Below are 26188 nucleotides of genomic sequence, written 5' to 3' on the forward strand. Positions count from 1 at the left end.
CCGCCGCCTTCGCGAACCTCGGCGGCACGAACACCACCGACACATCCGCACCGGTAGCACCCATCGCCTCACCCACCGAGTCGAACACCGGCAGGGACTCCCCGCCGATGTCGACGGTCTGGCCGCCCTTGCCGGGCGTCACCCCGCCGACCACGGTGGATCCCGCGGCGAGCATCCGCGCGGTGTGCTTGCGGCCCTCGGCACCGGTCATGCCCTGAACAATGATCCTGCTGTCCTCGTTGAGGAAGATCGCCATCTCACGCCCCCTGCGCGGCAAGCTCGGCGGCCCGCGTGGCCGCACCGTCCATGGAGTCCATCTGGGACAGTCCGGGCAGGCCGGCGTCCTCGAGGATCTGCCGCCCCAGTGCGGCGTTGTTGCCATCCAGGCGAACCACGATCGGCTTGTCGACCGTGCCGAGCAGGTCGAACGCCTGCACGATGCCGTTGGCGACCGCGTCGCACGCGGTGATCCCACCGAACACGTTGACGAACACACTCCGCACATCCGGATCCGACAGGATGATCTCCAACCCATTGGCCATCACCTCAGCCGACGCACCACCCCCGATATCGAGGAAGTTCGCCGGCCGCATCCCACCGAACGCCTCACCCGCGTAGGCCACCACATCCAGGGTCGACATCACCAGACCCGCGCCGTTACCGATGATCCCGACCTGACCATCCAACTTGACGTAGTTCAGGTCCTTGGCCTTCGCCGCCGCCTCCAGCGGGTCCTCCGCCGCCACATCCACCAACTCGGCGTGGGCGGGGTGCCGGAACGCCGCGTTGTCATCCAACGTGACCTTGCCGTCCAACGCGATCACATTGTCCTGGGGATCCCGCACCAACGGGTTCACCTCAACCAACGTGGCGTCCTCAGCCACGAAGGTCTCCCACAACGTCACGACCACCGCAGCCGCCTTCTCCGCGATCGCCTCAGGGAACCTGGCCTCCGCCACGANAGCCGACGCCATCGCGAGAAACGTGCGGTTCGTGCGGTCCAACAAGAACGAGAAGTAATACTCCTCGGCGATGTCCGACGCCGGGGTCACCAACACCCGACGCACCACATGACCCTTGATGTCCAGACCAAGAATCTTCTCCGCCTTCGCCTGAGCGTCAGCCGGATCATCAGCCAGCTTCACACCGCCCGCCTTGCCGCGGCCACCCACCTTCACCTGCGCCTTGATCACCACCGGCACACCGAACTCGGCTGCGGCGGCGCTCGCGCCGGCGGCGTCCTCGACGACGCGCTGTCCCGGCCCGATCGGCACACCGTGTCGTGCGAACAGGTCCTTCGCTTGGTACTCGTACAGGTCCACGCGCCCGATCCCTCCAATTCAGGTCTGTGACCGGGGCCACCATGTGTTGTAGACTGTATGCAGTATGGAACAACTTGTCCAGGGAACCTGGAGGCCAGTGATGAGGACCTCAGCCGAACCGGCGCCACCCGCCGCGGCGGGCGAGACGATCGACTTCCTCGGCAGGCGCTACTTCGTCGGCCCGTCCCCCGAGGAGTTGCTCGGCCGGAGCAGGGCCTGGATGCTCTGGCTGCCGTGGGCGGCGATGGCCGCGATCGGCATCCTCCAGTACGGGTTCGGCTCGCTCGTGCCCGCGCTCGTGCAGCGCGGCTGGGCGCCGGTCGACGTGTTCTGGCTGCTGGCCGTCTGGACCGTCTTCCAGGCCTGCGCCGGGTTCCCGGTGGCGTTCCTGCGCGAACGCGGCCGGATCGGTCCGCGCAGCGCGATGATCGCCGGGGCCGTGTTGCTCCCCCTCGGCCCGCTCGCGCTCGCGCACGGCTCGGAACTCGTTGCCCTGATCGGGTATTCGGTGCTCAGCGGCACCGGCGCCGGCCTGGTCTACGCCACCTGTTCGTCCACAGTGGCCAAGTGGTACCCGGAACGCACCGCGGCCAAGGTCAGCCTGGCCACCGGCGCGTTCGCCTACGGCTCGGTGCCCTTCGCGATCGCGTTCCTGTTCACCGCCGACGGCGGCCCGCTGGTCGGCATGCTCAACGTGACCGCGGCACTCGTCTTCCTGGTGGTGCTCGGCGCCGGACTGGTCCTGCGCGACCCGCCGGCGCACTGGTGGCCGGCGACCGTCGACCCGCGCGAGTGGGCGCTGGACGGCAAGCGGTCACCGGTGAACGCGGTGCGGCAGTACTCCCCGCGGGAGGCCATGCGCACCGGCGTCGCGCCGCTGATGTACCTGATCCTGTTCTGTGCCAGCGCGGTCTCGCTGTTCGACATCACGTTCCTCGCCGTGCTCGGCGCGGACATGAACGCCGCGCTGTTCACCGTGGCCATCGGCACCGGCCTGCTGCTCGGCACCAACGGCGCCGGCCGGGCACTCGCGATCCGCGTGTCCGAACGCCTCGGCCGCACCAGGACCCTCGGCTGGGTGCTCGCCGTTCTCGGTGTGGGCCAACTGTTCCTGGCCAGCGCCGCGACCACCGGCTCGGTGGTCCTGCTCCTGCTGGCGACCGTCCTGGCCGGCATCGGCGGCGGCGCGTTCTACCCGCTGTTCGCCAACCTCGCCCGCGAGTTCTTCGGCGACCAGAGCGCGGGCGCGCGCCAGACCCACGCCGCGGTCTACAGCGCCAAGGCCTTCGGCGGCGTCCTCGGCGTCGGCCTGGCCGCCATCGTGGTCCCCGCCTGGAGCTACCCCACCGTCTTCCTGCTGGCCACCGCCCTGGCCATCGCCTCAGGCATCCTCTGCCTCAAACTCCGCCAACCCGGCCGCCTCCCCTCCCCCCTCCCCGCCTGATCAGGGCAGGAGGGCGTCCAGGTCGGGGACGGTGGGCAGGATGCCTTCCCGGACGGCCTGTTCGGCGACCGCGGTCACCGAGTCCCGGTTGATCTCGGCCGGCCACTCGGGCAGGGTCAGCTCGGGGATGACCTCGGGCGGGATCTGGGTGTAGGACGGCAGAATCGCGCGGGCGTCGTCGGGATGGGCGTCGGCGTAGGCGAGGGACTCGGCCATCGCCTCGGTGAACCGGGCGACCAGGTCGGGGTTCTCGGCGGCCAGCCGCTCGGCGGTGAAGTACATGGCGACGGTGAGGTCCGGCGCGATGTCGACCATGCTGGAGGCGACCTCGCGACCGCCCTGGGCACGCACCACCTGCTGGAACGGCTCCACCACGAACGCCGCGTCCACCTGCCCGGCGGCCAGCGCGGCCGGCATCTCCGGGAACGGCAGCTTCACGTACTCGATCGCGTCCGGGTCGACGCCGCCCGCCCGCGCCGAGGCCCGCACGCCGAGCTCCACCACGTTCTCCAACACGTTGACCGCGACCTTCCGGCCGGCGAGGTCCCGCACTGTCCTCACCGGACTGTCGGCGTTCACCATCAGTGAGCCGAAGTCGCCACCGACGACGCCGGTGGAGTTGATGCCGTTGCTGACCACGGTGACCGGCAACCCCTGCGCCCTGGCCACCAGCAACGTGACCACGTTGCTGAACCCGAACTGCTGGTGCTCGTTGAGCACCGCGGGAATGGTCTCGGTGCCGGCCTCGGCCGGCTCGAGCGTGAGCTCGATGTCGCGCTCGGCGAAGAACCCCTGCTGCTTGCCGAGGTAGATCGGCGCCACGTCGAGGATGGAGATCAGGCCGACCGTCACCTCGTCCGGCCCGTCGGACCCGGTGGGTTCGCCGGCACCACAGCCGGCCACCACCAGTCCGAGCGCACCGATCACCGCGATAACCCGCTGGCGCACCACCACTCGAACGTACTGGTAGCGCTCAGTAACGTCAATGTCACGGGAAATGATCAGGGGACTGGGCGGCACGGACCCGCTGCCCAGTCCCCTGACGATGTCACGAGCCGTACGGACCACGGCTCGGTCCCCACCTCGGGTTACGCCGAGGTGGTCACCGCCGGACGCTGCTCCGCGTCGTGGCGCAGGTACTCCTCCACCTGGCGCGTGTTCAGCTCGCGCTGCTTGGCCATCGCCACCGCGAGGCCGAGCCCGAGCGGGCGGCCGTCGGCGTTGAACGAGCCGAGCTTCTTCAGCCAGTTACGCATAGTTCATTCACCTCCTTCGAGGCATCGGGAAATACCCTCGTTCGCGTCAGCGCGAATCAGGGCGTGCGTGTGCTCAACGACTCCGGTGAGCCAGCGACGAGCGTCAGGCCTTTGACGGCTTCCGGCGGCGGCGGGCGGGCAACGCGATCAGCTGCTGGTCGGCGTCGCCCTCGGCTACTCGCTGCTCGAGGTAGGACTTCCTCGTCCGCTCGGTGTGCTCGTGCATGATGCGGGCCGCGCCGTCCGCGTCGCGACTCTCGATCGCGTCGATCAGCTTGGCGTGCTCCCGCCAGGACTGCTCACCGCGCTGCCGCGCGATCGGCGTGTAGTACCAGCGAACCCGGCGGTCCACCTGGGTGGCGAAGTCCAGCAGCACCTTGTTGCCGGACAACTCCGTGACACAGCGGTGCACGGCCGCGTTCAACGCGACGGCGGTGTCCACATCGTCGTTCTCCAGGGCCTCGCTGCCCTGCCGGTTCAGGTCGCGCAGCCGCGCGATGCCGTCGGCGTCCGCGTGCAACGCCGCGAGCCGCGCGGACTCGCTCTCCAACAACGAGCGGACGGCCAACAGCTGGTCGGCCTCCTCCTCGGTCGGGGCGTGCACGAAGGCGCCGTAGCCGGGCCGCAGGTCGACCCAACCCTCGTTGTTCAACCACTGCAGCGCCTCACGCACCGGCTGGCGCGAGACGCCCAGCATCTGGGCCAACTCGCTCTCGACCAGATGTTGACCCGGCGCGAGCCGGCGCGAGATGATCAGCTCCTGCATCGCCTGGTAGACGTGCTCCCGCAGGGGAACCGGCCGGTCGATCCGGCGAGCCGCCAGCTCCTTCGGCAACTCGTTGGACTGCATGGTTGGCTCCATCAGGTTGATGTGGAAGCACGTGGCGGCTGTCAGGACACCGATCCTCGCTTGTCTACAGCATACAGCGATCCACTGTCCGATTACGTGTTCTCGTGAGCGCCTTCACAATGCGTGACGAAAGCCACTACCCCGAATGGGTGTTTCGGCCCTCGACCTGGGAATAAGTGCCGCACATGGATCGGTGGACTGGGCCACGGTCCGTGTGGCCCAGTCCACCGATGTTCGTGCGCGGCGTTCGGTCAGTCGACCTCCGCCGGGCGTTCGTCCTGGCTGACGGTGGCGATCTCCCGGTCGCGGTCCCGGCGCACCTTCAGCAGGCTCACGATCGTGGTGAGCGCCAGCGTACCGACGATGATCCCCAGCGACACCAGGATCGGGATCTCCGGCGCCCAGGAGACGCCGTCGTGGTGCAGCGCCTCCATGATCAGCTTCAGCCCGATGAACCCGAGCACCACCGACAGCCCGATGCTCAGGTACACCAGCTTGTCCAGCAGCCCGCCGATCAGGAAGAACAGCTGCCGCAGCCCCATCAGCGCGAAGGCGTTGGCGGTGAAGACCAGGTAGGGCTCCTTGGTCAGGCCGAAGATCGCCGGGATCGAGTCGAGCGCGAACAGCAGGTCGGTGGTGCCGATGGCGACCATCACGATCAGCATCGGGGTGACCATCCGCCGGCCGTCGATCCGGGTGGTGATCCGGGCGCCGTCGTACTTGTCGGTCGCGGGCAGGAACTTCTTCGCCACCCGCAGCATGGCGTTCTCCTTGAACTCCTCCTCGTCGTCGTCGTGGGTCATCAACTTCCACGCGGTGTAGACGAGGAAGGCGCCGAAGACGTAGAAGAGCCAGTCGAAGCGGGTGATCGCCTCGTACCCGACCATGATGAACACGCCGCGCATCAGCAGCGCGATCACGATCCCGATCGACAACACCTTCTGCCGGTACTCTCGTGGCACCGCGAAGGAAGACATGATGATCACGAACACGAACAGGTTGTCGACCGAGAGTGAGTACTCGGTGATCCAGCCGGCGAAGAACTCACCGCCGAACTGAGGGCCCTCGAAGACCAGGATGCCGAGACCGAAGAGCACGGCGAGCCCGACGTAACACGCGATCCAGATGCCGCACTCCCGCAGCGACGGGTCACGCGGGTTGCGCGAGATGAGATAGAAGTCGAGACAGATCACGGCGGTCAACCCAACGATGGTGACCAGCCACAACCACAGGGGCACGTTCATCGGCTACCTTTCGCCCGCGCGAGCACGACCCGTCGACACGCCGTCGCCAGCAACGGCGCGTCGACGAGTTCTCCCGGGGACTTTGTCTACTCGAGCGTAGTCAACGCGTCGTCGAGGTCGCCTTCCTACCTTGCGGCTTGACCGACGACTTGCCGGGACGCGCCGGCGGCCGGTCGGCCGTCGGCGACGAGGCGGCCGACGGCTTGCGGGCGCGTCGCCGCACCGCGCGGACCTCGTCGCGCATCGCCTTGCGGCGCTCCTTGGCCTCGAAGATCACCCGCGCGTACTCGGCGTAGCGCAGGTAGACCTCGCGGGCCATCGGGTTGCGCCCGGCGATCCGCTGCCAGTACCTCGGCGCGACCCGCTCGTGCAGCCAGAGGAAGCCGATCGCGAAACCGGCGCTCACGATCCCCTGGTAGGCAAGGAATCCGAGCACGTCGGGTGGCAGCTGTGGCGACCCACCGATAATCGTCGTGGTGAGCACCTCGTGCAGCAGCCGGGCCGCCGGGTAGCCGATCAGCCAGTAGAGCGCCGCCGGGGCGAACCCGCCGAGCCGAACCTTGTTCTGCACGAGCAACATCGTGTAGCCGGCGCCGAGCAGCGCCAGCGGGATACCCAGTGCCAGACCCGTCACCAGCGCCCAACCGGCGGGCTGGCCGATGAATCCGGCCAGCCCACCGGCGACGACGCCGGCGATGAACCCAACTGCGAGCCCGGGAAGAGTGAGCTCGGCCAAACGGTAGAGGCGCATCGCGGTCATCCCCTAGTCCAGTACCACGCCGTACCTGAACAGGCTGTAGAACAGCATGCCGAGGTAGAACACCGCGCCGAAGCCGATGATCGCGTTCGACCACCACTTCGGCCGGATCGGTTTGGGCAACATTCTGTTGTTCACCAACAACAACGTCACACAGTAGGCGCCCATGGCGAACGAGGACAGGAACGCCAGCATGTCCAGGATGCCGGCCGGTCCGTCGGCGGGTCCGAACAGCAGGATCATGATGCCGAAGGTGATGACACCCCACAGGAACCCGGCGTACAGATGCGACATCCGGAACCGGCGCGCGCCTGGCACGTGGAAGTAGGTCATGTCCGCCTGGCCTCGGGAGAACGAGTCGAACAGGCCGAGCGTCGCGTTCAACCCGATCAACGCGATGAACGCGAAGAACAACGTGCCCAGCGCCGGAGAGCCGGCCGCGGCGAACGCGTCGGACATCGCCGAGAGCGCCGCGTCCCGGTCGCCGCCCTCGATCAGCTCCTTGACGTTCGGGTTCTCTCTGGTCGCCGCCTGGGCCAGCACGGTGAACGAGATCGTCACGAGCATCGTGATGCCCCAGAACAACAGCAACGCGTCGAAGGTGACCCATTTACGCCACCCGCGCCACTTCTCCATCTCCTGCTGGTTTTCCGTGTCGAACATGAACCCGCGGGCCGGCATCTCCTCCTCCTCCTTCGCCGACCGCAGGCCACGGATCTTGGGCACGTGCGAGCCCATGCCGGCGCCGGAGTCCCGGAGGTGGAGCGTGTACCACATCTGCTGCATGCCGGACGGACCGGCGAACGCGATGGAGCCGACGATCACCGGGAACCAGGCCTCGGTGAACATGTCGTCCGGCAGGTAGCCGAAGGCGAACATGCCGGCCAGCGTGCTGCCCAGATCCTCCCAACTGCCGACGATGGAGGCGATCACCGCGGTGCCGACCACGAGCGTGCCGATGAGAATGGCCAGCACGTTCTCCAGCAGGTCGTAGATGACACTGGCCAGGCTGAACAGAATCCCGACCAGGATCAGGGCAACGCAGGCGGTCACGACCCACGGAATACCCGTTATCTCCTCGAACGCCGCCGCACCCGCCGACAGGTGCCCCGGCCAGATATAGACGAGAATGGCCGTGACGAAGAAGAACCACATCAGGGGTTTGAAAACACGTGCCGCGCCGGAGAAGATGCTCTCCCCCGTCGCCATCGCGTACCTGGCCATCTCCAGCATCACCACGGCCTGCAGGGTGACGCCGATCAGGAACAGCCAGCGAATCTCGGGTCCGAAGACCAGCACCAGGCGCGGCCACATGTAGGACTCGCCCATACCGACGCCCAGCGCGACCAGGAACACGGTCGGGCCGAGCAGGTGAATGGACGGTGGCGCGTCTGGTAGCGGGCGAATGGGCATCGGGTCGAGCCCCCCGGCTCGCCATACCCGTTCCTCCCCGTCGACAGTGGCTTCGCCACTGCCGGCGACAGGAGGGTTGTGAGAATCCACCATTGGACCTCCAGTGTTCGGTGTACTACCGCCTGCCTGCCTGTCGACCCCTGCGGGTGGCCGCCGATTTCCGCCCGGCGGCCACCCCCGTTTGCGAAGAATGGTCAGCGGCGTCGATGCCGCAACCGAGGACCTGACTAGCTGCCCTCGCCGACCAGGCCGGCGGCCCGCGCCCACCGGTACTTGGCACCGAGGACCGCCACTGGTCGCTCGGTGGTGTAGGGATATGCGATCACCCGGTGCTCGAACAGGTAGTCACACGCCTGCTCGACCTCGGTGTCACCGGCCAACGACGCCACCACTGGCTTGTCGATCCCCTTGGCACGCGCCTCGGCGAGCACCTTGGCGGTCAGCTCGGCGAACACCATCGGCGGCGTGACGATCGTGTGCCAGTAACCGAGGATCAGCGCGTGGATGCGCGGGTCCTCCAGGCCGAGACGGATGGTCGCCTCGTACGTCGAAGGTGGCTCGCCGCCGGTGATGTCGATCGGGTTGCCCGCCGCCCCGAACGGCGGGATGAACGCGCGGAACGACTCGTCGAGGTCGGGCGGAATGTCCATAAGGGACAGTCCTTCCGCGACGCAGGCGTCGGACAACAGCACTCCGGAACCGCCTGCGCCGGTGATGATGACGACGTTCTCGCCCTTGGGGGTCGGCAACAGCGGCAGACCCCGCGCGTACTCCAGCATCTCGTTCAGCCCTGGCGCCCGAACCACGCCCGCCTGGCGGAGAATGTCGTCGTACACCTTGTCGTCGCCGGCCAGCGCCCCGGTGTGCGAGCTGGCCGCCCGCGCACCGAGAGCGGTCCTGCCCGCCTTGAGCACGACAACCGGCTTCTTCTTCGTCATGCGTTGCGCGGCTTCCACGAACGCACGACCGTCCTTGAGGTCCTCCAGGTGCATGGCGACGCACTGGGTGTTGTCGTCCTGCTCGAAGAACGTCAGCAGATCGTCTTCGTCCACATCGGACTTGTTGCCGAGCCCGACGATCGCCGAGACCCCCATCTTCGTGGTGCGGGCGAAGCCGAGAATGGCCATCCCGATGCCGCCGGACTGGGAGGTCAGCGCCACGCCGCCGCGCACGTCGTATGGCGTGCAGAACGTCGCGCACAGGTTCTGCGGGGTGTAGTAGTAGCCGTAGATGTTCGGCCCGAGCATCCGCACCTTGTACCTGTTGGCGATTTCCACGACCTCGTCCTGCAGCTCCTGGTTGCCGGTCTCGGCGAACCCGGACGGGATCATCACCGCCGCGGTGACCCCCTTCTCGCCGCATTCGGTGAGCGCCGCCGGCACGAACTTCGCCGGCACCGCGAACACCGCGACGTCCACCTCGCCCGGCACGTCGCCGACCGACTTGTACGCCGTGCGGCCCATGATCTGGTCGGCCTTGGGGTTGATCGGATAGATCTCGCCCGCGAACCCGCCGTTGATCAGGTTCTTCATCACCGAGTTGCCGATCTTGCCAACCTGGTCGGACGCCCCGATGACCGCCACCGAGCGGGGGTTCATCATGGTGTTCATCGCCTGGAGGATCTCCTCCTGGCCGTAGCGCACCGGCTCCGAGCGCGCCTCGGTCTCCAGCAGGATCCGCACGTCGGCCGCGACCGCGCCGCTCGCCGAGGCGAACACCGGGTTGAGGTCGAACTCACTGATCTCCGGGAAGTCGGTGACCAACTGGGACACCAGCCTGATCACCCCGGCCAACGCGTCCAGGTCGGCCGGCACGGCGCCGCGGGCACCCTGGAGCACCTCGGCCGCCTTGATCCCGGTGACCATCGACCTGGCCTCCGCCTGGTCGACCGGCGCCAGCCGGAAGGTCACGTCCTTGAGCACCTCGACCAGCACGCCGCCGAGACCGAACGCGACGATCTTGCCGAACGTGCCGTCGGTGGTCGCGCCGACGATGACCTCGGTGCCGCCAGCGCCGACCATCTCCTGGATCTGCACCCCGGCGATCGTCGCGTCTTCCTTGTAGGCCTTGGCATTCGCGATGATCTCGGCGAACGCGGCCCGCGCGGCGTCCGCGCCGTCCACACCGATGACGACGCCGCCCGCCTCGGTCTTGTGCAGGATGTCCGGCGACACGATCTTGGCCGCGACCGGTTTGCCGATCTCCTCGGCGAGCTTCGCCGCCTCGTCCGCCGTCGTGGCGAGACCCTCTCGTGGGGTCGGGATACCGTACGCGTCGCAGACCCGCTTGCCCTCGGGGGCGGTGAGCGAGTCCCGACCTTCGGCCCGGACGCTGTCCAGGACCTCGCGGACGGCCGCCTTGTCTACTTCGGACATTGGCTCAGATCACTCCATTCGCCTTGAGCTCGGACAGCTCCTGTTCGGACACACCGAGCTCAGTGCCGTAGATTTCGTTGTTGTGCTCGCCGAGAAGCGGGGAGCGCTGGATGTCCGCCGGCGAGTCGGACAGCTTGATCGGCATCCCGACCGTGGTGAACTCGCCGCGCTCAGGGTGATCCACCTTGACGACGATCCCGTTGTCCGCCAACGACTCGTCCTCGATGATCTCCTGAGTGGACAGGATCGGCCCGCACGGGATGTTGTGCTCGTTCAGCGTCGCGAGCACGTCCCACTTGCCGTGGTTGGTCGTCCAGTCCTCGATCAGCTGGAACATCTTGTCCAGCTTGTTCAGCCTGGCGTCCGGGGTCGCCCACTCCGGGTCGTCGATCAGCTCCGGGCGGCCGATCAGCTTCGCGATCGGCTCCCAGCCGACCGGCTGCACGATCACGTAGATCCAGTCGTTCGGGCCACCCGGCGCGCACCGGACCGCCCAGCCAGGCTGGCCGCCGCCGGAGGCGTTGCCAGAGCGGGGCACCGCCTCGCCGAACTCCTTGTTCGGGTACTCGTTGAGGGGGCCGTGCGCGAGCCGCTGCTGGTCGCGCAGCTTCACCCGGCACAGGTTGAGCACCGCGTGCTGCATGGCGACGGTGACCCGCTGGCCCCGGCCGGTGTGCTCGCGCTGGTAGAGCGCGGCCAGGATGCCGGCCACGGTGTGCATGCCGGTGCCGGAGTCGCCGATCTGCGAACCGGTCGCCAGCGGCGGCCCGTCCTCGAAACCGGTGGTGGACATCGAGCCGCCCATCGCCTGGGCGACCACCTCGTATGCCTTGAAGTGGGTGTACGGGCCTTCGCCGAACCCCTTGATCGAGGCGTAGATCAGCTTCGGGTTGATCTCCTGGAGCTTCTCCCAGGAGAAGCCCATCCGGTCGATCGCGCCGGGGCCGAAGTTCTCCGCGAGGATGTCGAAGCCCTTCACCATCTCGGTGAACAGCTCCTTGCCCTTCGCCGACTTCATGTTGAGCGTGATGCTGCGCTTGTTGCAGTTCAGCATCGTGAAATACAGACTGTCCACATCGGGCAGATCGCGCAGCTGCTTGCGCGTGATGTCACCGCTCGGCGCCTCGATCTTGACCACGTCCGCCCCGAGCCACGCCAGGATCTGCGTGCAGGAAGGTCCACTTTGGACGTGCGTCATGTCGAGGACCCGAACACCCTCGAGTGCCTTGCGCATGCCAAGCCCCTTTACTTGTACATGGTCTGGTTCATCGTCCCCGGCGCGTAGACCTCGGGGTCGACCCAGACGTTGATCAGCGACGGCAGCCCACTGTCGCGCGCCCGCTCCAGCGCAGGCCGGATGTCCTTGGGATCGCGGACCTCCTCGCCGTACCCGCCGAGCAGCCGGGCGAACTCGTCGTAGCGGACGTCGCCGAGGGTGTTGCCGACGCGGCCGCGGTCGGCGCCGTACTTCTGGATCTGGCCGTAGCGGATCTGGTTCATCGACGAGTTGTTGCCGACGATGCCGACGAACGGCATGTTGAACCGGACCAGGGTCTCGAAGTCGAACCCGGTGAGACTGAAGGCGCCGTCCCCGAACAGGGCGACGACCTCCTTGTCCGGCCTGGCGTACTTGGCCGCCATCACGAACGGCACGCCGACCCCGAGTGTCCCGAGTGGACCCGGGTCCATCCAGTGACCTGGCGACTTCGGCTGCACGACCTGACCGGAGAAGGTGACGATGTCGCCGCCGTCGCCGATGTAGATGGAGTCCTCGGTGAGGAACTCGTTGATCTCGTGCACCAGGCGGTACGGGTCGATCGGCGAGGTGTCGGACAGCTGGCGGGGCAGGCGCTTCTCGAAGGCCTGGGTCTCCACCGCGCGCAGCTCCTCCAGCCACGACTTGCGGCCGACCGCGCCGTTGTCGGTCCGGCCGGAGGCGGCCTGGGTGACCGCGGCCAGCACCGCGCCGGCGTCACCGACGATGCCGAGGTCGATGTCCCGGTTCTTGCCGACGGTGCGGTAGTCCAGGTCCACCTGGACCACGGTGGCCTGCTGGGAAAGCCGCTTGCCGTAACCCATCCGGAAGTCGAACGGGGTGCCGACGATGATGATCAGGTCGGCGTTCTGGAACGCGTAGCGGCGGGCCAGCTGCAGGTGGTGCGGGTCGCCGGGGGGCAGGGTGCCGCGACCGGAGCCGTTCATGAACGCCGGCACGTTGAGCGCGCGGACGAACTCGGTCGCCGCGTCGGTGCCCCGGGTGGTCCAGACCTGGCTGCCGAGCAGCACGCACGGCTTCTCCGCGCCGACGACCAGGTCGGCCAGCCGCTCGATGGCCGCCGGATCCCCGGCGGACTTGGTGGACGCCCGATAGGCACCCGACTTCGGGATGCGGGCCTTGTCCACCGGGACCTTGGCGTCCAGCACGTCGCGCGGGATCTCCAGGAAGGAGGGTCCCGGCGCCCCGTGGAAGCACTCGCGGAAGGCCATCGACACCAGGTCGGCCGCCCGCTCGGTGCTCGGCACCGTCGCGGCGAACTTGGTGATCGGGGTCATCATGTCCACGTGCGGCAGGTCCTGCAGGGAGCCCATCTTGTGCTGACTGAGCGCGCCCTGACCGCCGATCAGCAGCATCGGGCTCTCCGCCCGCAGCGCGTTGGCCACGCCGGTGACCGCGTCGGTGGTGCCGGGGCCCGCGGTGACCACCGCGCAGCCCGGCTTGCCGGTCACCCGCGCGTAGCCGTCCGCCGCGTGCGCCGCGACCTGTTCGTGGCGTACGTCGATCACGTCGATGCCCTCGTCGACACAACCGTCGTAGATGTCGATGATGTGCCCGCCGCAGAGCGTGAAGATCACATCCACGCCTTCTGCCTTGAGCGCTTTGGCCACCAGATGACCGCCGGAGATCATCTCCGGGTTCTCCTGACCGTCGCCGCCCGGCGTCTCCCGGACCGTTGAAGCCATGTGACTTGTCATCTCCTCATGTCAGCCGTGGGTGAGAGGTGGCGCATACTGCATACCGTATGACTCTAATGACGGCCAGCGTCCCGGTCTACGTTTTGTCATCCGCGCCTGTCGAAGGTGTTGTCTGATCCCGTCCGCGCCGGTCTCGCACAGGTCACCCCGAGGGTGCCGCATGCCTGTTGACCAGCAGTTCTGTGCTCATCTCTTCTCGTTTGCCGCAACATCTCATACTGTATGCTGCATACCAAATGAACACAAGAACGGAGCTTACGCGGTGAAAGTTGCTGTTCTTGGGGCCGGCGCCATCGGCGCTTACGTCGGTGCCGCGTTGCACCGGGCGGGAGCCGAGGTGCATCTCATAGCCAGAGGACCCCATCTGGAGAAGATCCGTGATGCCGGCGTGCGGGTGCTGAGCCCGCGCGGCGACTTCACGGCCAGTCCACACGCGACCGACGACCCGACCGAGGTAGGACCGGTCGACCACATCTTCCTTGGCCTGAAAGCCAACCGGTACGCCGAGGCCGGTCCGATGATCAAGCCGTTGCTGCACGACGGCACCACGATCATCGCGGCACAGAACGGCATTCCCTGGTGGTACTTCCACGGCGTGCCCGGCAGGTTCGCCGGGCACCGCATCGACAGCGTCGACCCCGACGGCGCGGTGTCCGCCGCGCTGCCGGTGGAGCGCGCGATCGGCTGCGTGGTCTACGCGGCCACCGAGATCGCCTCCCCCGGCGTGATCCGCCACCTCGAGGGCACGCGGTTCTCCATCGGCGAGCCGAGCGGCGAGATCTCCACCAGATGCACGGAGTTCGCGGAGGCGATGGTCGCCGGCGGCCTCAAGTGTCCGGTCGAGCCGGACCTCCGCAAGGACATCTGGCTCAAGCTGATGGGCAACATCGCCTTCAACCCGATCAGCGCGCTGACCAGGGCGACGATGGCCGGCATCTGCCGGCACCTGAGCACCCGCGAGCTGGTGATCCAGATGATGCGGGAGACCCTGGACGTCGCGGCCAGACTCGACGCCCATCCGGAGATCTCCATCGAACGGCGCCTGGCCGGCGCCGAACGGGCGGGCGAGCACAAGACCTCCACCCTCCAGGACCTGGAGAAGGGCAAGCCGCTCGAGCTGGACGTGATCCTCAAGGCGGTGGTCGAGCTGGCCGATCTGACCGGCGCCGAGGCGCCGACGGTGCGCGTGGTCAGCGCACTGGCCGACCTGCTCAACGAACAGGTCGAGAAACCACCGCCCAGCGGTTGATCCCGATGCACGACCGGGCGTGTGCCCCGGCGGGCCCCCGCCGGGGCACGCGCCCGGATAATGGCGGTATGGCGGAGAATCCGGTGGTGCTGGCCGTCCACGCGAGCGTGGACCACACCTTCAGCAAGGAGGCCCGGTCGTCGATCACCCTGCACGAGGGTCTCGGCGTCCACGGCGACGCGCACTACGGCGCCACCGTCCAGCACCGGTCGCGGGTGGCCGCCGATCCGTCCCAGCCCAACCTGCGCCAGGTACACCTGATCCAGGTGGAGCTGTTCGACCTGCTCGCCGACGCGGGGTTCACGGTGTTGCCAGGCGATCTCGGCGAGAACGTCACCACCCGGCACCTGGACCTGCTCGCGCTACCGGTCGGCACCCGGCTGACCATCGGCGACGCGGTGATCACGGTGACCGGGCTGCGCAACCCCTGCCTACAGATCAACGCGTTCCGGGCCGGCCTGCTCAAACAGGTCGTCCGCACCACCGAGGCCGGCGTCGCCGAGCGGCTGGCCGGCGTGATGGGCATCGTGTCCCGCTCAGGGCAGGTGCGCCCTGGTGACCGGGTCGAGGTCGCCCCACCTCCCCTTCCGCACTTCCCGCTCGCGCGGGTATGAGTGCGGCGCACGGCGGTGACCACCGCTGGAAAGGGCTGATTGGCTGAACCGTCAGCGGTTGGCAGCCACGATCGGCAGCGGGGCTCCCACGAGTCCGGCCGCGAGAGTGCCGCCGTCGCCCGCGTCGATGATCAGGAAGGCACCGGTACGGCGGCTTGTCGAGTAGTCGTCAAGCGCGACCGGCTCTGCTGTGCAAACCGTGACCTGACCGATCTCGTTGAGCCGCAACGATCCCGGCATGTCCACACTGGACAGCGCCTGTTCGTCGAACCGGTGGCGGAGTTCGGTGACGATGGCCTGGACGGTGCGGGTGCCGTGCTTGACCAGCACCCGCATACCGGGGGTGAGCGCCTTGTCGGACAGCCAGCAGACGGTGGCATCGAACTCGTCGGTGACCGTAGGCATGTTGGCATCGCCAGCGACGAGGTCGCCGCGCGAGACGTCCAGGTCGTCGGCGAGCAGCAGCGTGACCGATTGCCCCGAGGCGGCTTCGTCGAGCGGTCCGTCCGCGGTGTCGATGCCGGCGACCGTGCTGCGCAGTCCGACGGGCAGCACGGTGATCTCGTCACCGACCCGCACGATGCCCGCCGCGATCTGGCCAGCGTAGCCTCGGTAGTCGGGATACTCGGGCGTGCGGGGCCGAATCACGTGCTGCACCGGAAAGCGGAACGGCGCGTCGTGCGGGTCCGGCTCGACGGGCACGGTTTCCAGGTGCTCCAACAAGGTCGGGCCGGTGAACCACGGCGTGCGGACCGAGCGCTCCACGACGTTGTCACCGACGAGAGCGGACACCGGAATCTCGGTCACGGCGGCCGCCGCATAGCCGAGCGCGATGGTGTGGGCGGTGAACTCCTTGGCGATACGGATGAACGTGGCCTCGTCGTAGTCGACCAAGTCGATCTTGTTGACGGCCACCACGAGTTGGGAGACGCCGAGCAGGGCAAGCACCGCCGCGTGCCTGCGGGTCTGTTCCACCACACCCTTGCGCGCGTCCACCAACACCACCCCGAGTTGCGCGGTGGACGCCCCGGTCACCGTATTGCGGGTGTACTGCACATGCCCCGGAGTGTCCGCCAACACGAACGAACGCTTCGGAGTCGCGAAGTATCGGTACGCGACATCAATCGTGATGCCCTGCTCCCGCTCCGACCGTAACCCATCCACCAACAACGACAGGTCGGGCGTCGCCGACCCACGCTCCGCACTCGCCCGATGCACCGCGTCCAACGTATCCGCGAGAACCGACTTGGTGTCATACAACAAGCGTCCGACGAGGGTGGACTTCCCGTCGTCCACACTGCCCGCTGTCGCGAGCCTCAACAGGTCACTCATCTAGAAGTAGCCCTCCCGCTTGCGGTCCTCCATGGCGGCCTCGGACATCCGGTCATCGGCCCGCGTCGCCCCACGCTCGGTCAGTCGCGACGCCGCCACCTCAGCGATGACAGTCTCGATGTCGGCCGCCTCCGATTCGACCGCCCCGGTACAGGAGCCGTCACCGACGGTGCGGTACCGCACCGTCTTCGAGAGCAGCTGTTCACCCGCGCGTGGACCTCCCCACGGGCCTTCCGTGAGCCACATGCCGTCGCGCAGGTACACATCACGCCGGTGGGCGTAGTAGATCGACGGCAGTTCGATCCGCTCGCGGGCGATGTAGCGCCAGACGTCCAACTCGGTCCAGTTGGACAACGGGAACACCCGTACGTGCTCGTTCACCCGGTGCTTCCCGTTGTACAGGTTCCACAACTCCGGTCGTTGCCGCTTGGGCTCCCACTGGCCGAAGGTGTTGCGCAGGCTGAAAATTCGTTCCTTCGCCCGCGCCCGCTCCTCGTCGCGGCGCCCGCCACCGAAGACGGCATCGAACCTGTGCGCGGTGATCGTGTCCAGCAACGGCACCGTCTGCAACGGGTTCCGCAGCCCATCTGGACGCTCGGCCAACCGGCCGTCGTCCAGATAGTCCTGCACCCTCGCGATCTCCAACCGCAACCCGTACCTCGCCATCGCGGCGTCCCGGAACTCGATCACCTCGTCGAAGTTGTGACCAGTGTCCACGTGCAACAGGGGGAACGGCACTGGAGCGGGCCAGAACGCCTTGACCGCCAGATGCAGCAACAGGGTGGAGTCCTTACCACCGGAAAACAGGATCACCGGCCGGTCGAACTCTCCCGCCACCTCGCGGAAGATGTGAATCGCCTCGGACTCCAACTGGTCGGCGATGTCACGCGTGGTCGTGGCCATCCGCCCTCCGACTGGCGATAGTCTCAACGAGCTGGATCATTCGGTGCAGGCACTCCGACACCGAGAGTTGATCAGTGCGCAGATGCAGTTCGGGTTGTATCGGAGATTCGTAGGGGTCGTCAAAACCGGTCAAACCGGTAATCTCGCCACGTTTCGCCCGCGCATACAATCCTTTGACATCGCGTTCCGCGCATATCTCCGGAGCCGCGTCGACGAAGATTTCGACATAGAGGAGACCATGGTCTCCGTGTTCTTTTCTGACCGCTTCCCGAGCAGCTCGATACGGTGCGATTACAGGCGTGATGACAAACGCCCCATGACTGGCGAGCATTCGAGCGATAACGCCAGTACGGCGGACATTCTCGGTGCGGTCATCCTTACTGAAACCAAGCTCAGGAAAAAGGTTCCGACGGATCACATCCCCGTCGAGCACTTCAACCGACCGGCTCTTGGAAAGCCTTTCCGCCAGCCCTGCGGCGAGCGTGGACTTACCAGAACTCGGCAATCCAGTCAACCAGACCGTGCCCCCCAACGCGACCTCCTTCACTTGTCGGACCGAGGGCATCATAAAATGGATCTTCCCAACGTGGACTACCCGCAGATACGCAACTTTCAGCATCTGCTGCGCCAGGCTAGAGCAGGGTGTCAAGACCTGTCCACCCTTCAGGATGACCCCTCGGGCGAGCTCTCTGACGCGAGCGCTGCCACCACCATCCAGAAGATCACCACGCAGCACAATGATGAGCAGCGGAAATGCTGCCAGGAGCACCGGTGCACCCTTAGTCCGGACATACCGCGAACCCTTGTCACATTGACACCTGAGCTGGGAAAACCGGATGTAGCGAAAAAAACGTGTTAACACAGAGAGCCTACTACCCTCCGCTGAGGTAACCACGATTCCGCTCACACTCCGTCGATCACGAGGAAATGTGGTCACCTATATTTCCCTTTATTATTGCCTTAGTGGGCGCTGGGGACCTCGAATACATTCACCCTTTTGGCGGTATAGGAGACTCGGCGTCCGGTGATCTTATAGGCCCCGCTCCTGGGGTGAACCAACGTGCGACTTCTCCCTTTCGTAATGCGATGCCTGCTTGCCCGCAAGTCAATGGGAGCTCTGTGAATGACATCAACATCCGATGTGGTCGCTGATGTGGTCGCTGCTGGCCCGAACCTCGGACCAGCACGTGCCCTGGCCTGCCGTGAATGTGGGCAGGAAACCGCGCTGGCCGCGGAATACGCCTGTCAGGAGTGTTTCGGACCGCTGGAGGTGGCATACGACTTCGGCACGGTTCGCCGTGCGGAGATCGAGGCAGGCCCAAGGTCGATCTGGCGCTACCGCGGCATGCTCCCCGTGCCGACCACCGTCGAGAACCACCCGAGCACCAACCCCGGCACGACCCGCCTGGTCGAGGCCGACCGGCTGGCCAAAGCGTTGGGGGCGCGCAAGATCTGGGTGAAGGACGACACCGGCAACCCCACGCACTCGTTCAAGGATCGCGTCGTCGGCGTCGCGCTGGCCGCTGCCCGCGAACTCGGCTTCACGGTCCTCGCGTGCCCGTCAACAGGCAACCTGGCCAACGCCGTCGCCGCGGCGGCGGCACGCGCGGGCTGGCAGTCCGTCGTGTTGGTGCCCTCCACTCTGGAGCGGGCCAAGATCCTGATGACCGCCGTCTACGACAGCACACTCATCACCGTCGACGGCACCTACGACGACGTCAATCGCCTCGCCCAGGAACTCGCCGCGGAACACGAGGACTGGGCGTTCGTCAACGTCAACGTCCGCCCCTACTACGCCGAAGGCTCCAAGACCCTCGGCTACGAGGTCGCCGAACAACTCGGTTGGCGCCTCCCGGACCAGATCGTGGTCCCGATCGCCTCCGGCTCGCAGCTGACCAAGGTCGACAAGGCCTTCCGTGAGTTCGGCCAACTCGGCCTCGTCGAAGCGTCGCCCTACCGGGTGTTCGGGGCGCAGGCCACCGGCTGTTCCCCCGTCTCCTCGGCGTTCAAGGCCGGCCACGATGTGGTTCGCCCCGTCCGCCCCGACACCATCGCCCGCTCCCTGGCGATCGGCGCACCTGCCGACGGCCCCTACGCCCTGGACACCGTTCGCCGTACCGGCGGAGTGATCGAGGACGTCAGCGACGAGGAAGTCGTCGACGGCATCCGGCTGCTGGCCCGCACCGAAGGCATCTTCGCCGAGACCGCGGGCGGCGTCACGGTCGCGACCGCCAAGAAGCTCATCGACACCGGCCAGTTGGACCCCGACGCCGAAACCGTGCTGATGATCACGGGCGACGGTCTCAAAACCCTCGACGCGCTCGGCGACCAGGTCGGTCCGCGCGCCAACGTCCCACCGTCCATCGAAGCCGTGCAGAAGGCCCTCGACCTGTGAGGCAGGACACCGCCGTATGAACCAGACGCTGCTACACAACGACGACACCGCCAGTGCATCGTCCCCACTGTTCAGCACCACCCTGTCCCTGCCGGGCTGCGACGCCGACGGCTGGGTCGTGGTCGACAGCATGGTCGACGGCCTGGCTATGGGTGGCACCCGGATGACGACCACTGTGGACGAGGCCGAACTTGCTTTGCTCGCCAGGGCGATGACGCACAAGTTAGCCCTGGTGGACCTACCGATCGGCGGCGCGAAGGCGGGTATCCGCCCGCGCAGGCCGATCCACGACCGCAAGGCGCTGATGCGCACGTTCGGCCAGGTCACCCGACCGCTGCTGCACGGCGGGGTGTACCTGGGCTGCGATCAGGGCACTACGCACCCCGACCGGGACGAGTTCTTCGCCGCCGCGGGCTACGACATCGCCACCCGACCCGGCGCCACCCGGCTGGACGTCCACTGGCCGGAGTTCTGGCGGACCATGGTCGATGTCACCGGCTTCGGCGTGGCCACCGCCGCGCTCAGCACCTTGCGCGCCGCTGGTGCGGACACACCGCAACGCGTTGTCCTACAGGGCTTCGGCACAGTCGGCCGGGCGGTGGCTCAGCACATGGCCGCACATGGCCACCTGGTCGTCGCCGTCGCGGACGTGGCCGGCATGGTCGAGGACCCCGCTGGGCTGCCCATCGACGATCTGATCAAGTTCACCAGCACCAACGGCACGATCGACCGGAGCAAGCTGCCTTCCTCGGTTCGCGTACGCGACGGCGACCGCGCTTGGCTGCAGGTCGACTCCGACGTGATCGTGCTGGCGGCGGGTGCCGACGCGATCGACGAGTCCGTGGTTCCTTCGGTCCGCGCGGGCCTCATCGTCGAGGGCGGCAACATGAGCTGCACCAAGCCCGCGCGACGGATGCTTCGTATGGCAGGCCACACCGTGCTGCCGGACGTGGTCGTGAACGTTGGCGCCGCAGCGGTCACCGGGTCGATCATCGCGGGCGTCGCGCCATCCGGGCTGGGCATCAAGCAACTGTCGGCATGGCTGCGCGACTGGATCTCGAAGAAGATCACAAAGAACTGCGAGCTGATCCAGGAGCTGGCCGCCTCGAGCAGCGCTGACCCCGTCGTCGAACTGCTGGCGGACCGGAACATCGAGTGTTGACCGGCCGCGACTGGCGGCGCCCGACCGTGCTCGTCGCACATTCGAAGATGGCTCCGCGACTGCTGCCACGGATCGAGGCCGAGGTGCCCGTGCTGCACGCGGACACCGTGGCGGACCTCGACCCGGAGATCCGAGCCGGAGTGGATGTCCTGGTGGGTTACCAGTTTCCGCCGGGCGTCCTCGCCGAGCTGCCTTCGCTGCGGTGGCTGCACCTCACCGGCACGGGCACCGACCACCTCGCGGAGGCCGGCCTGCGGCCCGACGTACTGGTGACCAACTCCGCGCGAGTGCCGGTCGACTCGGTCGCCGAGTATGCCGTCGCGGGACTGCTCATGCTGCTCAAGGACTTCCCCGAGCTGGCCCACCGGCCACCGTGGTACTCGTCGCAGGCGGTGATGCTGCACGGATCGGTGGTGCTCGTACTGGGCGCGGGACGGATCGGGCGCGCGGTAGTGCGGCGGCTGGCGGTGCTTGGCGCCCGGTGTGTCGCGGTGACCCGTACCGGCGAGGTCCCTGTGCCGGAAGCGGAACGCACCATCGGCGTCGAGCGGCTCATCGACGCCGCCGCGTCCGCCGACCACATGGTCTGTTGCCTACCCGGCACCGAGAAGACCGCGAACCTGGTCGACAAGGCGGTACTGGCCGCGTTGCCGTCGCACGCCGCGCTCGTCAACGTCGGCCGAGCATCCACGGTGGACGACGAAGCGCTACATGAGGCGTTGCGGGAACGGCAGATCAGGAGCGCATTCCTCGACGTGCACCGGACAGAGCCGTTGCCAGCAGACGATCCCGTGTGGACAGTGCCCAATCTGGTGGTGTCGCCGCACCGCGCGTTCGCCTTCCCCGGTGAGCCCACCGAGGTGGGCAAAGCGTTCCTGGAGAACCTGGCCGACCTGCGGGCAGGTCGGCCGCCGCGTGACGCGGTCAAAGTATCCACAAAGGAGGATCAGTGACCACAACGTCCGTCCCAACCCTGTGGCCGGACCCCGGGGTCGACGTTGGCGCGGAGAAGTTCCGCGCCGCTCTGCTGGCCGAGGCGCGGCTGCGGGACCAGGACGTGCCCGTGGTGCTGGGATCCATCGACCGTGGCAAACAAGTGATCGCGGACGTGGTGCGGGCGCGGGAGACCGTCACCCCGCCACCGGTGGCCGCGCCGGTCGCGATCATCGGCCTGCTGCGGACCGGCACGACTCTGCTGCACAACCTGCTCGCCCTGCACGAGCGGACGCACGGCCCGAAGCTGTGGGAGCTGTCAGACCCGGTGGCCGCCGGCGGTGACCCGGCGCATTACGCCGAGGTGCGCGACCAGGCGCAGCGGTACGTCGATGACTACAACGCCAAGGCGCCGGACCTGCACGGCATCCACCTGCTGGACGCCGACCGACCCGACGAGTGCCACCGGCTGCTGGCCAACACCTTCCACAGCATGGTGTTGGAGATGCGCTACCACGTGCCCTCCTACGGGGACTGGTTGCATCAGCAGGACCTGACGGTGCCCTACCAGTGGCACCGCAACCAGCTCGAGCTGCTGATGAGCAGGCGCACGGCCGAGGACGGCGGGCCGTTGACGCCGGTGCTCAAGTGCCCGTTTCACACCTGGTTCCTGCCGGAACTGGTGCGCGCCTACCCGAACGCGCGGTTCGTGCACCTACACCGCGACCCGGCCGAGGCGATCTCATCCACAGCGAGCCTGTGCCGCGCGGTCCGCGGGGCCCGCTCGGACGAGTTGGACCTGCCGGAGATCGGCGGGTTCTGGCGCGACCGGATCGTCCCGCTGACCGATCGGCTGGCCGACGAACGGGACGAGCTGGTGGCCGGGCGGCCGACGCTGGACCTGCGCTACCGGGAACTGATCACCGACACCGAGGGCACCATGCGCCGCGTACTGGACTTCCTCGAGTTGCCGATGACCGACCGCTTCCTCGATGAGATCCGAACGTATCTGGCCGCCAACGGGCAGCGCAGCCATGGCGTGCACCGGTACTCCACCGCGGAGTTCGGGCTCGACTCCGAGGCGCTGCGCACCGCGACTTCGGCCTACCGCAAGCGTTTCGACGTCTGAACGGAGAAAGTGCGATGGAAAGCGACAACGAGATCAGGGCGAAGGCCCTCGTCGAGGAGCACAACGCGACGGTGACGGGTGCCGCGATGCCGGTGGGTGTGCTGACACCGCTGAGCCCGCCCGGCGACCCGACCGCCGGTGAGCTGGTGGTGCGCGGTGCGGTGCTGGGTGCGCGGTTCGTGGCCGAGCGTTCCGGCGACTTCTCCGGCCGGTCGGTGCGGCTGTTCCTGGAGAACGACCAGCGCAGCGCCGAGGTGGAGCACATGTCCCGCTCGGCGGCCGGCGGCATGGCCAAGCTGGTGATGCTGGACAACGTGAGCGCCGTCGTCGGCCAGTGGCACCTGCGCACCAGCCCGGTAGTCGCGGACCTTGCCGAGCGTTGGGGCGTGCCGACGTTCATCGAGAACGGGCACAACACCATCACCGTAGGCCGCAAACACCTGTTCCGTACCTACTTCTCCATCGCCGACCGCGCACCGCTGATGGCGGCCTTCGCGGCAAAGCAGGGCTGGCGACGGGTGGCGGTGGTCGCGGCCGACACGGTGTTCGGCCAGATGCTCGCGGACACGGTCTGCGAGGCGCTCCAGGACGCCATCCCGGACCTGGAGCTGTTCCGGGAGGATTTCGCGCAGGACGGCGTGCGCGACCTGGACGCGCCGCTCGCGCGCGCCGCCGAGTTCGGCCCCGAGTTGCTGGTCAACGCGGGCGTGGTGCGGACGAACTACATGATCGTCGAGGCCGCCGCGAAGACCGGGCTGCTGCCGAAGGTGCCGATGATGGCGTGCTTCCCGTTCCCGATGCGATCACAGGACTACTGGAAGTTCGCCGGGCAGGCCGGTGCTGGTGTGGTGTGGCCGGCTACCCGGTTCAGTCCGGAGTGGACCGGACTGACCTGGGTCGGTCGGTGGTTCGTCGACACGTACTACAACGAGTTCGGCAGCTACCCGCCGGACAATGCGCTAAGCTCGTTCACCGACGTGGTGATCCTCACCCAGGCGGCCGCGCTGGCAGGATCGCACGAACGCGCCGCGCTGCAGAACGCCCTGGAGTCCGGCAGCTTCCGCACGTGGCGTGGCCCGGTCCGGTTCGGCGCGACCGACCACCACCAGCCGCCGGAGATCGTGCTGATGCACTACCAGGAAGTCGGCGACACCGCGGACAAGGCCGTTGTCGTCTGGCCCGAGGAGTCGGTGACGGGCGAGTTCCGCCACCCGTCTGTGACGCGTTGATGAGCACGGTCGTCAGCCTGCTGTGCCGGTGGATGACGAGAACGCTTGGCGCGGACGAGTTGTACACCGTGCCCGGCGAGGCGTTCCTGCCACTGCTCGCGACAGCGGGCGAACACGGCATGCGCACCGTGACCACCCGGCAAGAGAGCGGCGCGGGTTTCATGGCGATATCCGCCGCCAGGATGACAGGCAATACCGGTGTCGTCGCGGTGAACCGCTCCCCTGGCAGCTGCAACGCCGCCATCGCGGTGGACGCGGCCGCGGCGGACCCGACGCCGCTGCTGGTGCTGGTCGGCGACATCCCCACCGACGCCGACCAGCACACGGCGTTCCAGGGCGCGGACCTGGCCGGCATGTTCGGCGCGCTGGCCACGGTCATCACGCTGGCCGCGGCGCGGCTGGCCGAACAGCTCGCCCAGGCAACCGAAGTCCTCACCGGACCCGTACCGCAGCCGGTCGTCCTGCTTGTGCCGGAAGACCTGTGGACCGTACCGGTCTCGGGCAACGTGCCGTCCTTCTCGACCACTGAGTCCGATGTGGACATCGCGGACCTTGGGGCCGAGCTGGAGCGGGCGGAACGGCCGGTCCTGCTGGCCGGGCGGCTGTTGCGGCACAGCCACACCGACCGCGTGGCTGGCGGCAAGCTCATCGCGCTGGCCGAAGCGGCCACGCTGCCGGTACTGGTGGGCAACAAGCAGCAGGACCTCGTGGACAACCGGCACCGGCACTACGCCGGGCACCTGCACCTGGGCACACCCCGTGCGGTGCGGGACCGGTTGGCACAGGCCGATCTGGTGGTGTTGCTTGGTGAAGCGCCCGACGAGATCCACCTGTCAGGTTGGACCGGTCCGCGCGTCCACGTCGTGTACCCGGAGAAGGAGTCGGCGCATCCGCGAGCCGTCCTCGACGCGCTCGCCGGCGTGCGGTGGCCCGAACCGTCCGCGCAACGCCGCCAGTGGGTGAGCGACTGGCACGAACTGGCCGACCGCCTCGCGAAGCCACAGCCGCGGCACTTCGACGACGGCATCGACCTCACCCACATCGCGGCGGCGTTGGACGAGGATCTGCCTGCCGACGCGGTGATCACGTTCGACGCGGGCAACTTCTCCAGCTGGATCCACCGACACGTGCACGCCGGCCCGGACCGGCTGATGCTGGCGCTGGGCAACGGCGCGATGGGTTTCGGCGTCCCGGCGGCGGTCGCGACGGCAAACCGGTTCCGTGACCGGACCGTCGTGTGCGTGGTAGGTGACGGCGGTCTGCTCATGACCGGCGACGAGTTGGCCACCGCACGGGCGCACGGCCGCTGCCCGATCGTCGTGGTGGCGGACAACGGCGGCTACGGCACCATCGACCAGCACGCTCGCCGCAAGTTCGCTGGCCAGTACTGCGGCACGAGTCTCGTTACGCCGAACCTGGTGAGGTGGGCGGAGGCGTTCGGCGTGCCGGGGGAAACCGTGCACACGTCGCAGGAGGCGCAGGGCGCGGTCCGTCGTGCGCTCGCCGCGGGTGACGACGGCTACCTGTTGCACGTGCGCGCGAGCCTGCGCGCCGGGCATGCCAACAACGAGTGGGAGAAGGCGGACTCCGTTGATCAATGATGTGCGC

General features: G+C 67.6%; 22 protein-coding genes and 1 pseudogene. 9 read left to right on the plus strand and 14 right to left on the minus strand.

The features are described from left to right. Together ACYVIP_RS20370 and ACYVIP_RS20375 are read right to left on the minus strand one after the other, a co-directional pair. Positions 1–256: pseudogene (locus ACYVIP_RS20370) on the minus strand (succinate--CoA ligase subunit alpha); the annotation flags it as partial. Position 257: 1 nt separating this feature from the next. Further along, a complete protein-coding gene (locus ACYVIP_RS20375) occupies positions 258–1322 on the minus strand; it encodes a succinate--CoA ligase subunit beta (RefSeq protein WP_460398599.1) in 1065 nt (354 codons plus the stop codon). Between the two features lie 100 nt (positions 1323–1422). Here ACYVIP_RS20375 and ACYVIP_RS20380 point away from each other — a divergent pair, with 100 nt between their 5' ends. After that, complete coding sequence (locus ACYVIP_RS20380; RefSeq protein ID WP_460398601.1) at positions 1423–2766, plus strand: MFS transporter; 1344 nt, start codon at positions 1423–1425, stop codon at positions 2764–2766. Here the strand turns inward: ACYVIP_RS20380 and ACYVIP_RS20385 are convergent, their stop codons facing one another. The 9 genes from ACYVIP_RS20385 to ACYVIP_RS20425 all read right to left on the minus strand — a co-directional run bounded on the left by ACYVIP_RS20385 (position 2767) and on the right by ACYVIP_RS20425 (position 13622). Then, a complete protein-coding gene (locus ACYVIP_RS20385) occupies positions 2767–3717 on the minus strand; it encodes an ABC transporter substrate-binding protein (RefSeq protein ID WP_460398605.1) in 951 nt (316 codons plus the stop codon). Positions 3718–3854: 137 nt separating this feature from the next. Then, positions 3855–4022, minus strand: coding sequence for a hypothetical protein (locus ACYVIP_RS20390; RefSeq protein WP_460398607.1), 168 nt, complete (start codon positions 4020–4022; stop codon positions 3855–3857). Between the two features lie 103 nt (positions 4023–4125). Next, entirely contained in the window at positions 4126–4872 is a 747-nt protein-coding gene (locus ACYVIP_RS20395; RefSeq protein WP_460398609.1) for a GntR family transcriptional regulator, read from the minus strand. A 251-nt stretch (positions 4873–5123) separates the two neighbouring features. Beyond that, positions 5124–6116, minus strand: a complete 993-nt coding sequence (locus ACYVIP_RS20400) for a TerC family protein (protein ID WP_460398611.1) — start codon at positions 6114–6116, stop codon at positions 5124–5126. Positions 6117–6216: 100 nt separating this feature from the next. Continuing rightward, on the minus strand, positions 6217–6867 hold the full coding sequence (locus tag ACYVIP_RS20405) for a hypothetical protein (RefSeq protein ID WP_460398613.1): 651 nt from the start codon (positions 6865–6867) through the stop codon (positions 6217–6219). A gap of 12 nt (positions 6868–6879) precedes the next feature. Further along, entirely contained in the window at positions 6880–8286 is a 1407-nt protein-coding gene (locus tag ACYVIP_RS20410; RefSeq protein ID WP_460398615.1) for an Nramp family divalent metal transporter, read from the minus strand. Between the two features lie 227 nt (positions 8287–8513). Beyond that, positions 8514–10661 carry an acetate--CoA ligase family protein gene (locus ACYVIP_RS20415; protein ID WP_460398617.1) on the minus strand — a complete coding sequence of 716 codons (2148 nt, stop codon included), beginning with the start codon at positions 10659–10661 and terminating at the stop codon, positions 8514–8516. 4 nt (positions 10662–10665) lie between these two features. After that, positions 10666–11895, minus strand: coding sequence for a formyl-CoA transferase (frc, locus tag ACYVIP_RS20420; protein ID WP_460398619.1), 1230 nt, complete (start codon positions 11893–11895; stop codon positions 10666–10668). An 11-nt stretch (positions 11896–11906) separates the two neighbouring features. Then, complete coding sequence (locus tag ACYVIP_RS20425) at positions 11907–13622, minus strand: thiamine pyrophosphate-binding protein (RefSeq protein WP_460398621.1); 1716 nt, start codon at positions 13620–13622, stop codon at positions 11907–11909. Between the two features lie 274 nt (positions 13623–13896). Here ACYVIP_RS20425 and ACYVIP_RS20430 point away from each other — a divergent pair, with 274 nt between their 5' ends. Together ACYVIP_RS20430 and ACYVIP_RS20435 are read left to right on the plus strand one after the other, a co-directional pair. Beyond that, positions 13897–14883 carry a 2-dehydropantoate 2-reductase gene (locus tag ACYVIP_RS20430; RefSeq protein WP_460398623.1) on the plus strand — a complete coding sequence of 329 codons (987 nt, stop codon included), beginning with the start codon at positions 13897–13899 and terminating at the stop codon, positions 14881–14883. Positions 14884–14951: 68 nt separating this feature from the next. Next, positions 14952–15497 (plus strand): MOSC domain-containing protein, encoded by a 546-nt coding sequence (locus ACYVIP_RS20435; RefSeq protein ID WP_460398625.1) that lies wholly within the window; start codon positions 14952–14954, stop codon positions 15495–15497. Positions 15498–15548: 51 nt separating this feature from the next. On the opposite strand, the gene ACYVIP_RS20440 is transcribed toward ACYVIP_RS20435, so the two are convergent. Genes ACYVIP_RS20440 through cysC form a run of 3 tightly spaced genes read right to left on the minus strand, consistent with a single transcriptional unit; the run spans position 15549 to position 18501 of the window. Continuing rightward, positions 15549–16829 carry a sulfate adenylyltransferase subunit 1 gene (locus ACYVIP_RS20440; RefSeq protein WP_460398627.1) on the minus strand — a complete coding sequence of 427 codons (1281 nt, stop codon included), beginning with the start codon at positions 16827–16829 and terminating at the stop codon, positions 15549–15551. Then, positions 16830–17732 carry a sulfate adenylyltransferase subunit CysD gene (gene cysD / locus ACYVIP_RS20445; protein ID WP_460398630.1) on the minus strand — a complete coding sequence of 301 codons (903 nt, stop codon included), beginning with the start codon at positions 17730–17732 and terminating at the stop codon, positions 16830–16832. Further along, complete coding sequence (gene cysC / locus ACYVIP_RS20450) at positions 17713–18501, minus strand: adenylyl-sulfate kinase (protein ID WP_460398632.1); 789 nt, start codon at positions 18499–18501, stop codon at positions 17713–17715. Before cysC ends, cysD begins: the two co-directional genes overlap by 20 nt. Positions 18502–18855: 354 nt before the next feature. Here cysC and thrC point away from each other — a divergent pair, with 354 nt between their 5' ends. From thrC to ACYVIP_RS20480, 6 genes are read left to right on the plus strand one after another with little or no spacing between them, the layout of a single operon-like run. Then, complete coding sequence (gene thrC / locus ACYVIP_RS20455) at positions 18856–20127, plus strand: threonine synthase (protein WP_460398634.1); 1272 nt, start codon at positions 18856–18858, stop codon at positions 20125–20127. Between the two features lie 16 nt (positions 20128–20143). Beyond that, entirely contained in the window at positions 20144–21289 is a 1146-nt protein-coding gene (locus ACYVIP_RS20460; RefSeq protein WP_460398636.1) for a Glu/Leu/Phe/Val dehydrogenase dimerization domain-containing protein, read from the plus strand. Continuing rightward, entirely contained in the window at positions 21286–22242 is a 957-nt protein-coding gene (locus ACYVIP_RS20465) for a D-2-hydroxyacid dehydrogenase (protein ID WP_460398638.1), read from the plus strand. Before ACYVIP_RS20460 ends, ACYVIP_RS20465 begins: the two co-directional genes overlap by 4 nt. Next, positions 22239–23351, plus strand: coding sequence for a sulfotransferase family protein (locus ACYVIP_RS20470; RefSeq protein ID WP_460398640.1), 1113 nt, complete (start codon positions 22239–22241; stop codon positions 23349–23351). Before ACYVIP_RS20465 ends, ACYVIP_RS20470 begins: the two co-directional genes overlap by 4 nt. A gap of 14 nt (positions 23352–23365) precedes the next feature. After that, complete coding sequence (locus ACYVIP_RS20475; RefSeq protein WP_460398643.1) at positions 23366–24580, plus strand: ABC transporter substrate-binding protein; 1215 nt, start codon at positions 23366–23368, stop codon at positions 24578–24580. After that, positions 24580–26181 (plus strand): thiamine pyrophosphate-dependent enzyme, encoded by a 1602-nt coding sequence (locus tag ACYVIP_RS20480; RefSeq protein WP_460398645.1) that lies wholly within the window; start codon positions 24580–24582, stop codon positions 26179–26181. Before ACYVIP_RS20475 ends, ACYVIP_RS20480 begins: the two co-directional genes overlap by 1 nt. The last annotated feature ends 7 nt before the right edge of the window (positions 26182–26188 follow it).

It is taken from the genome of Actinophytocola sediminis (assembly GCF_054779715.1).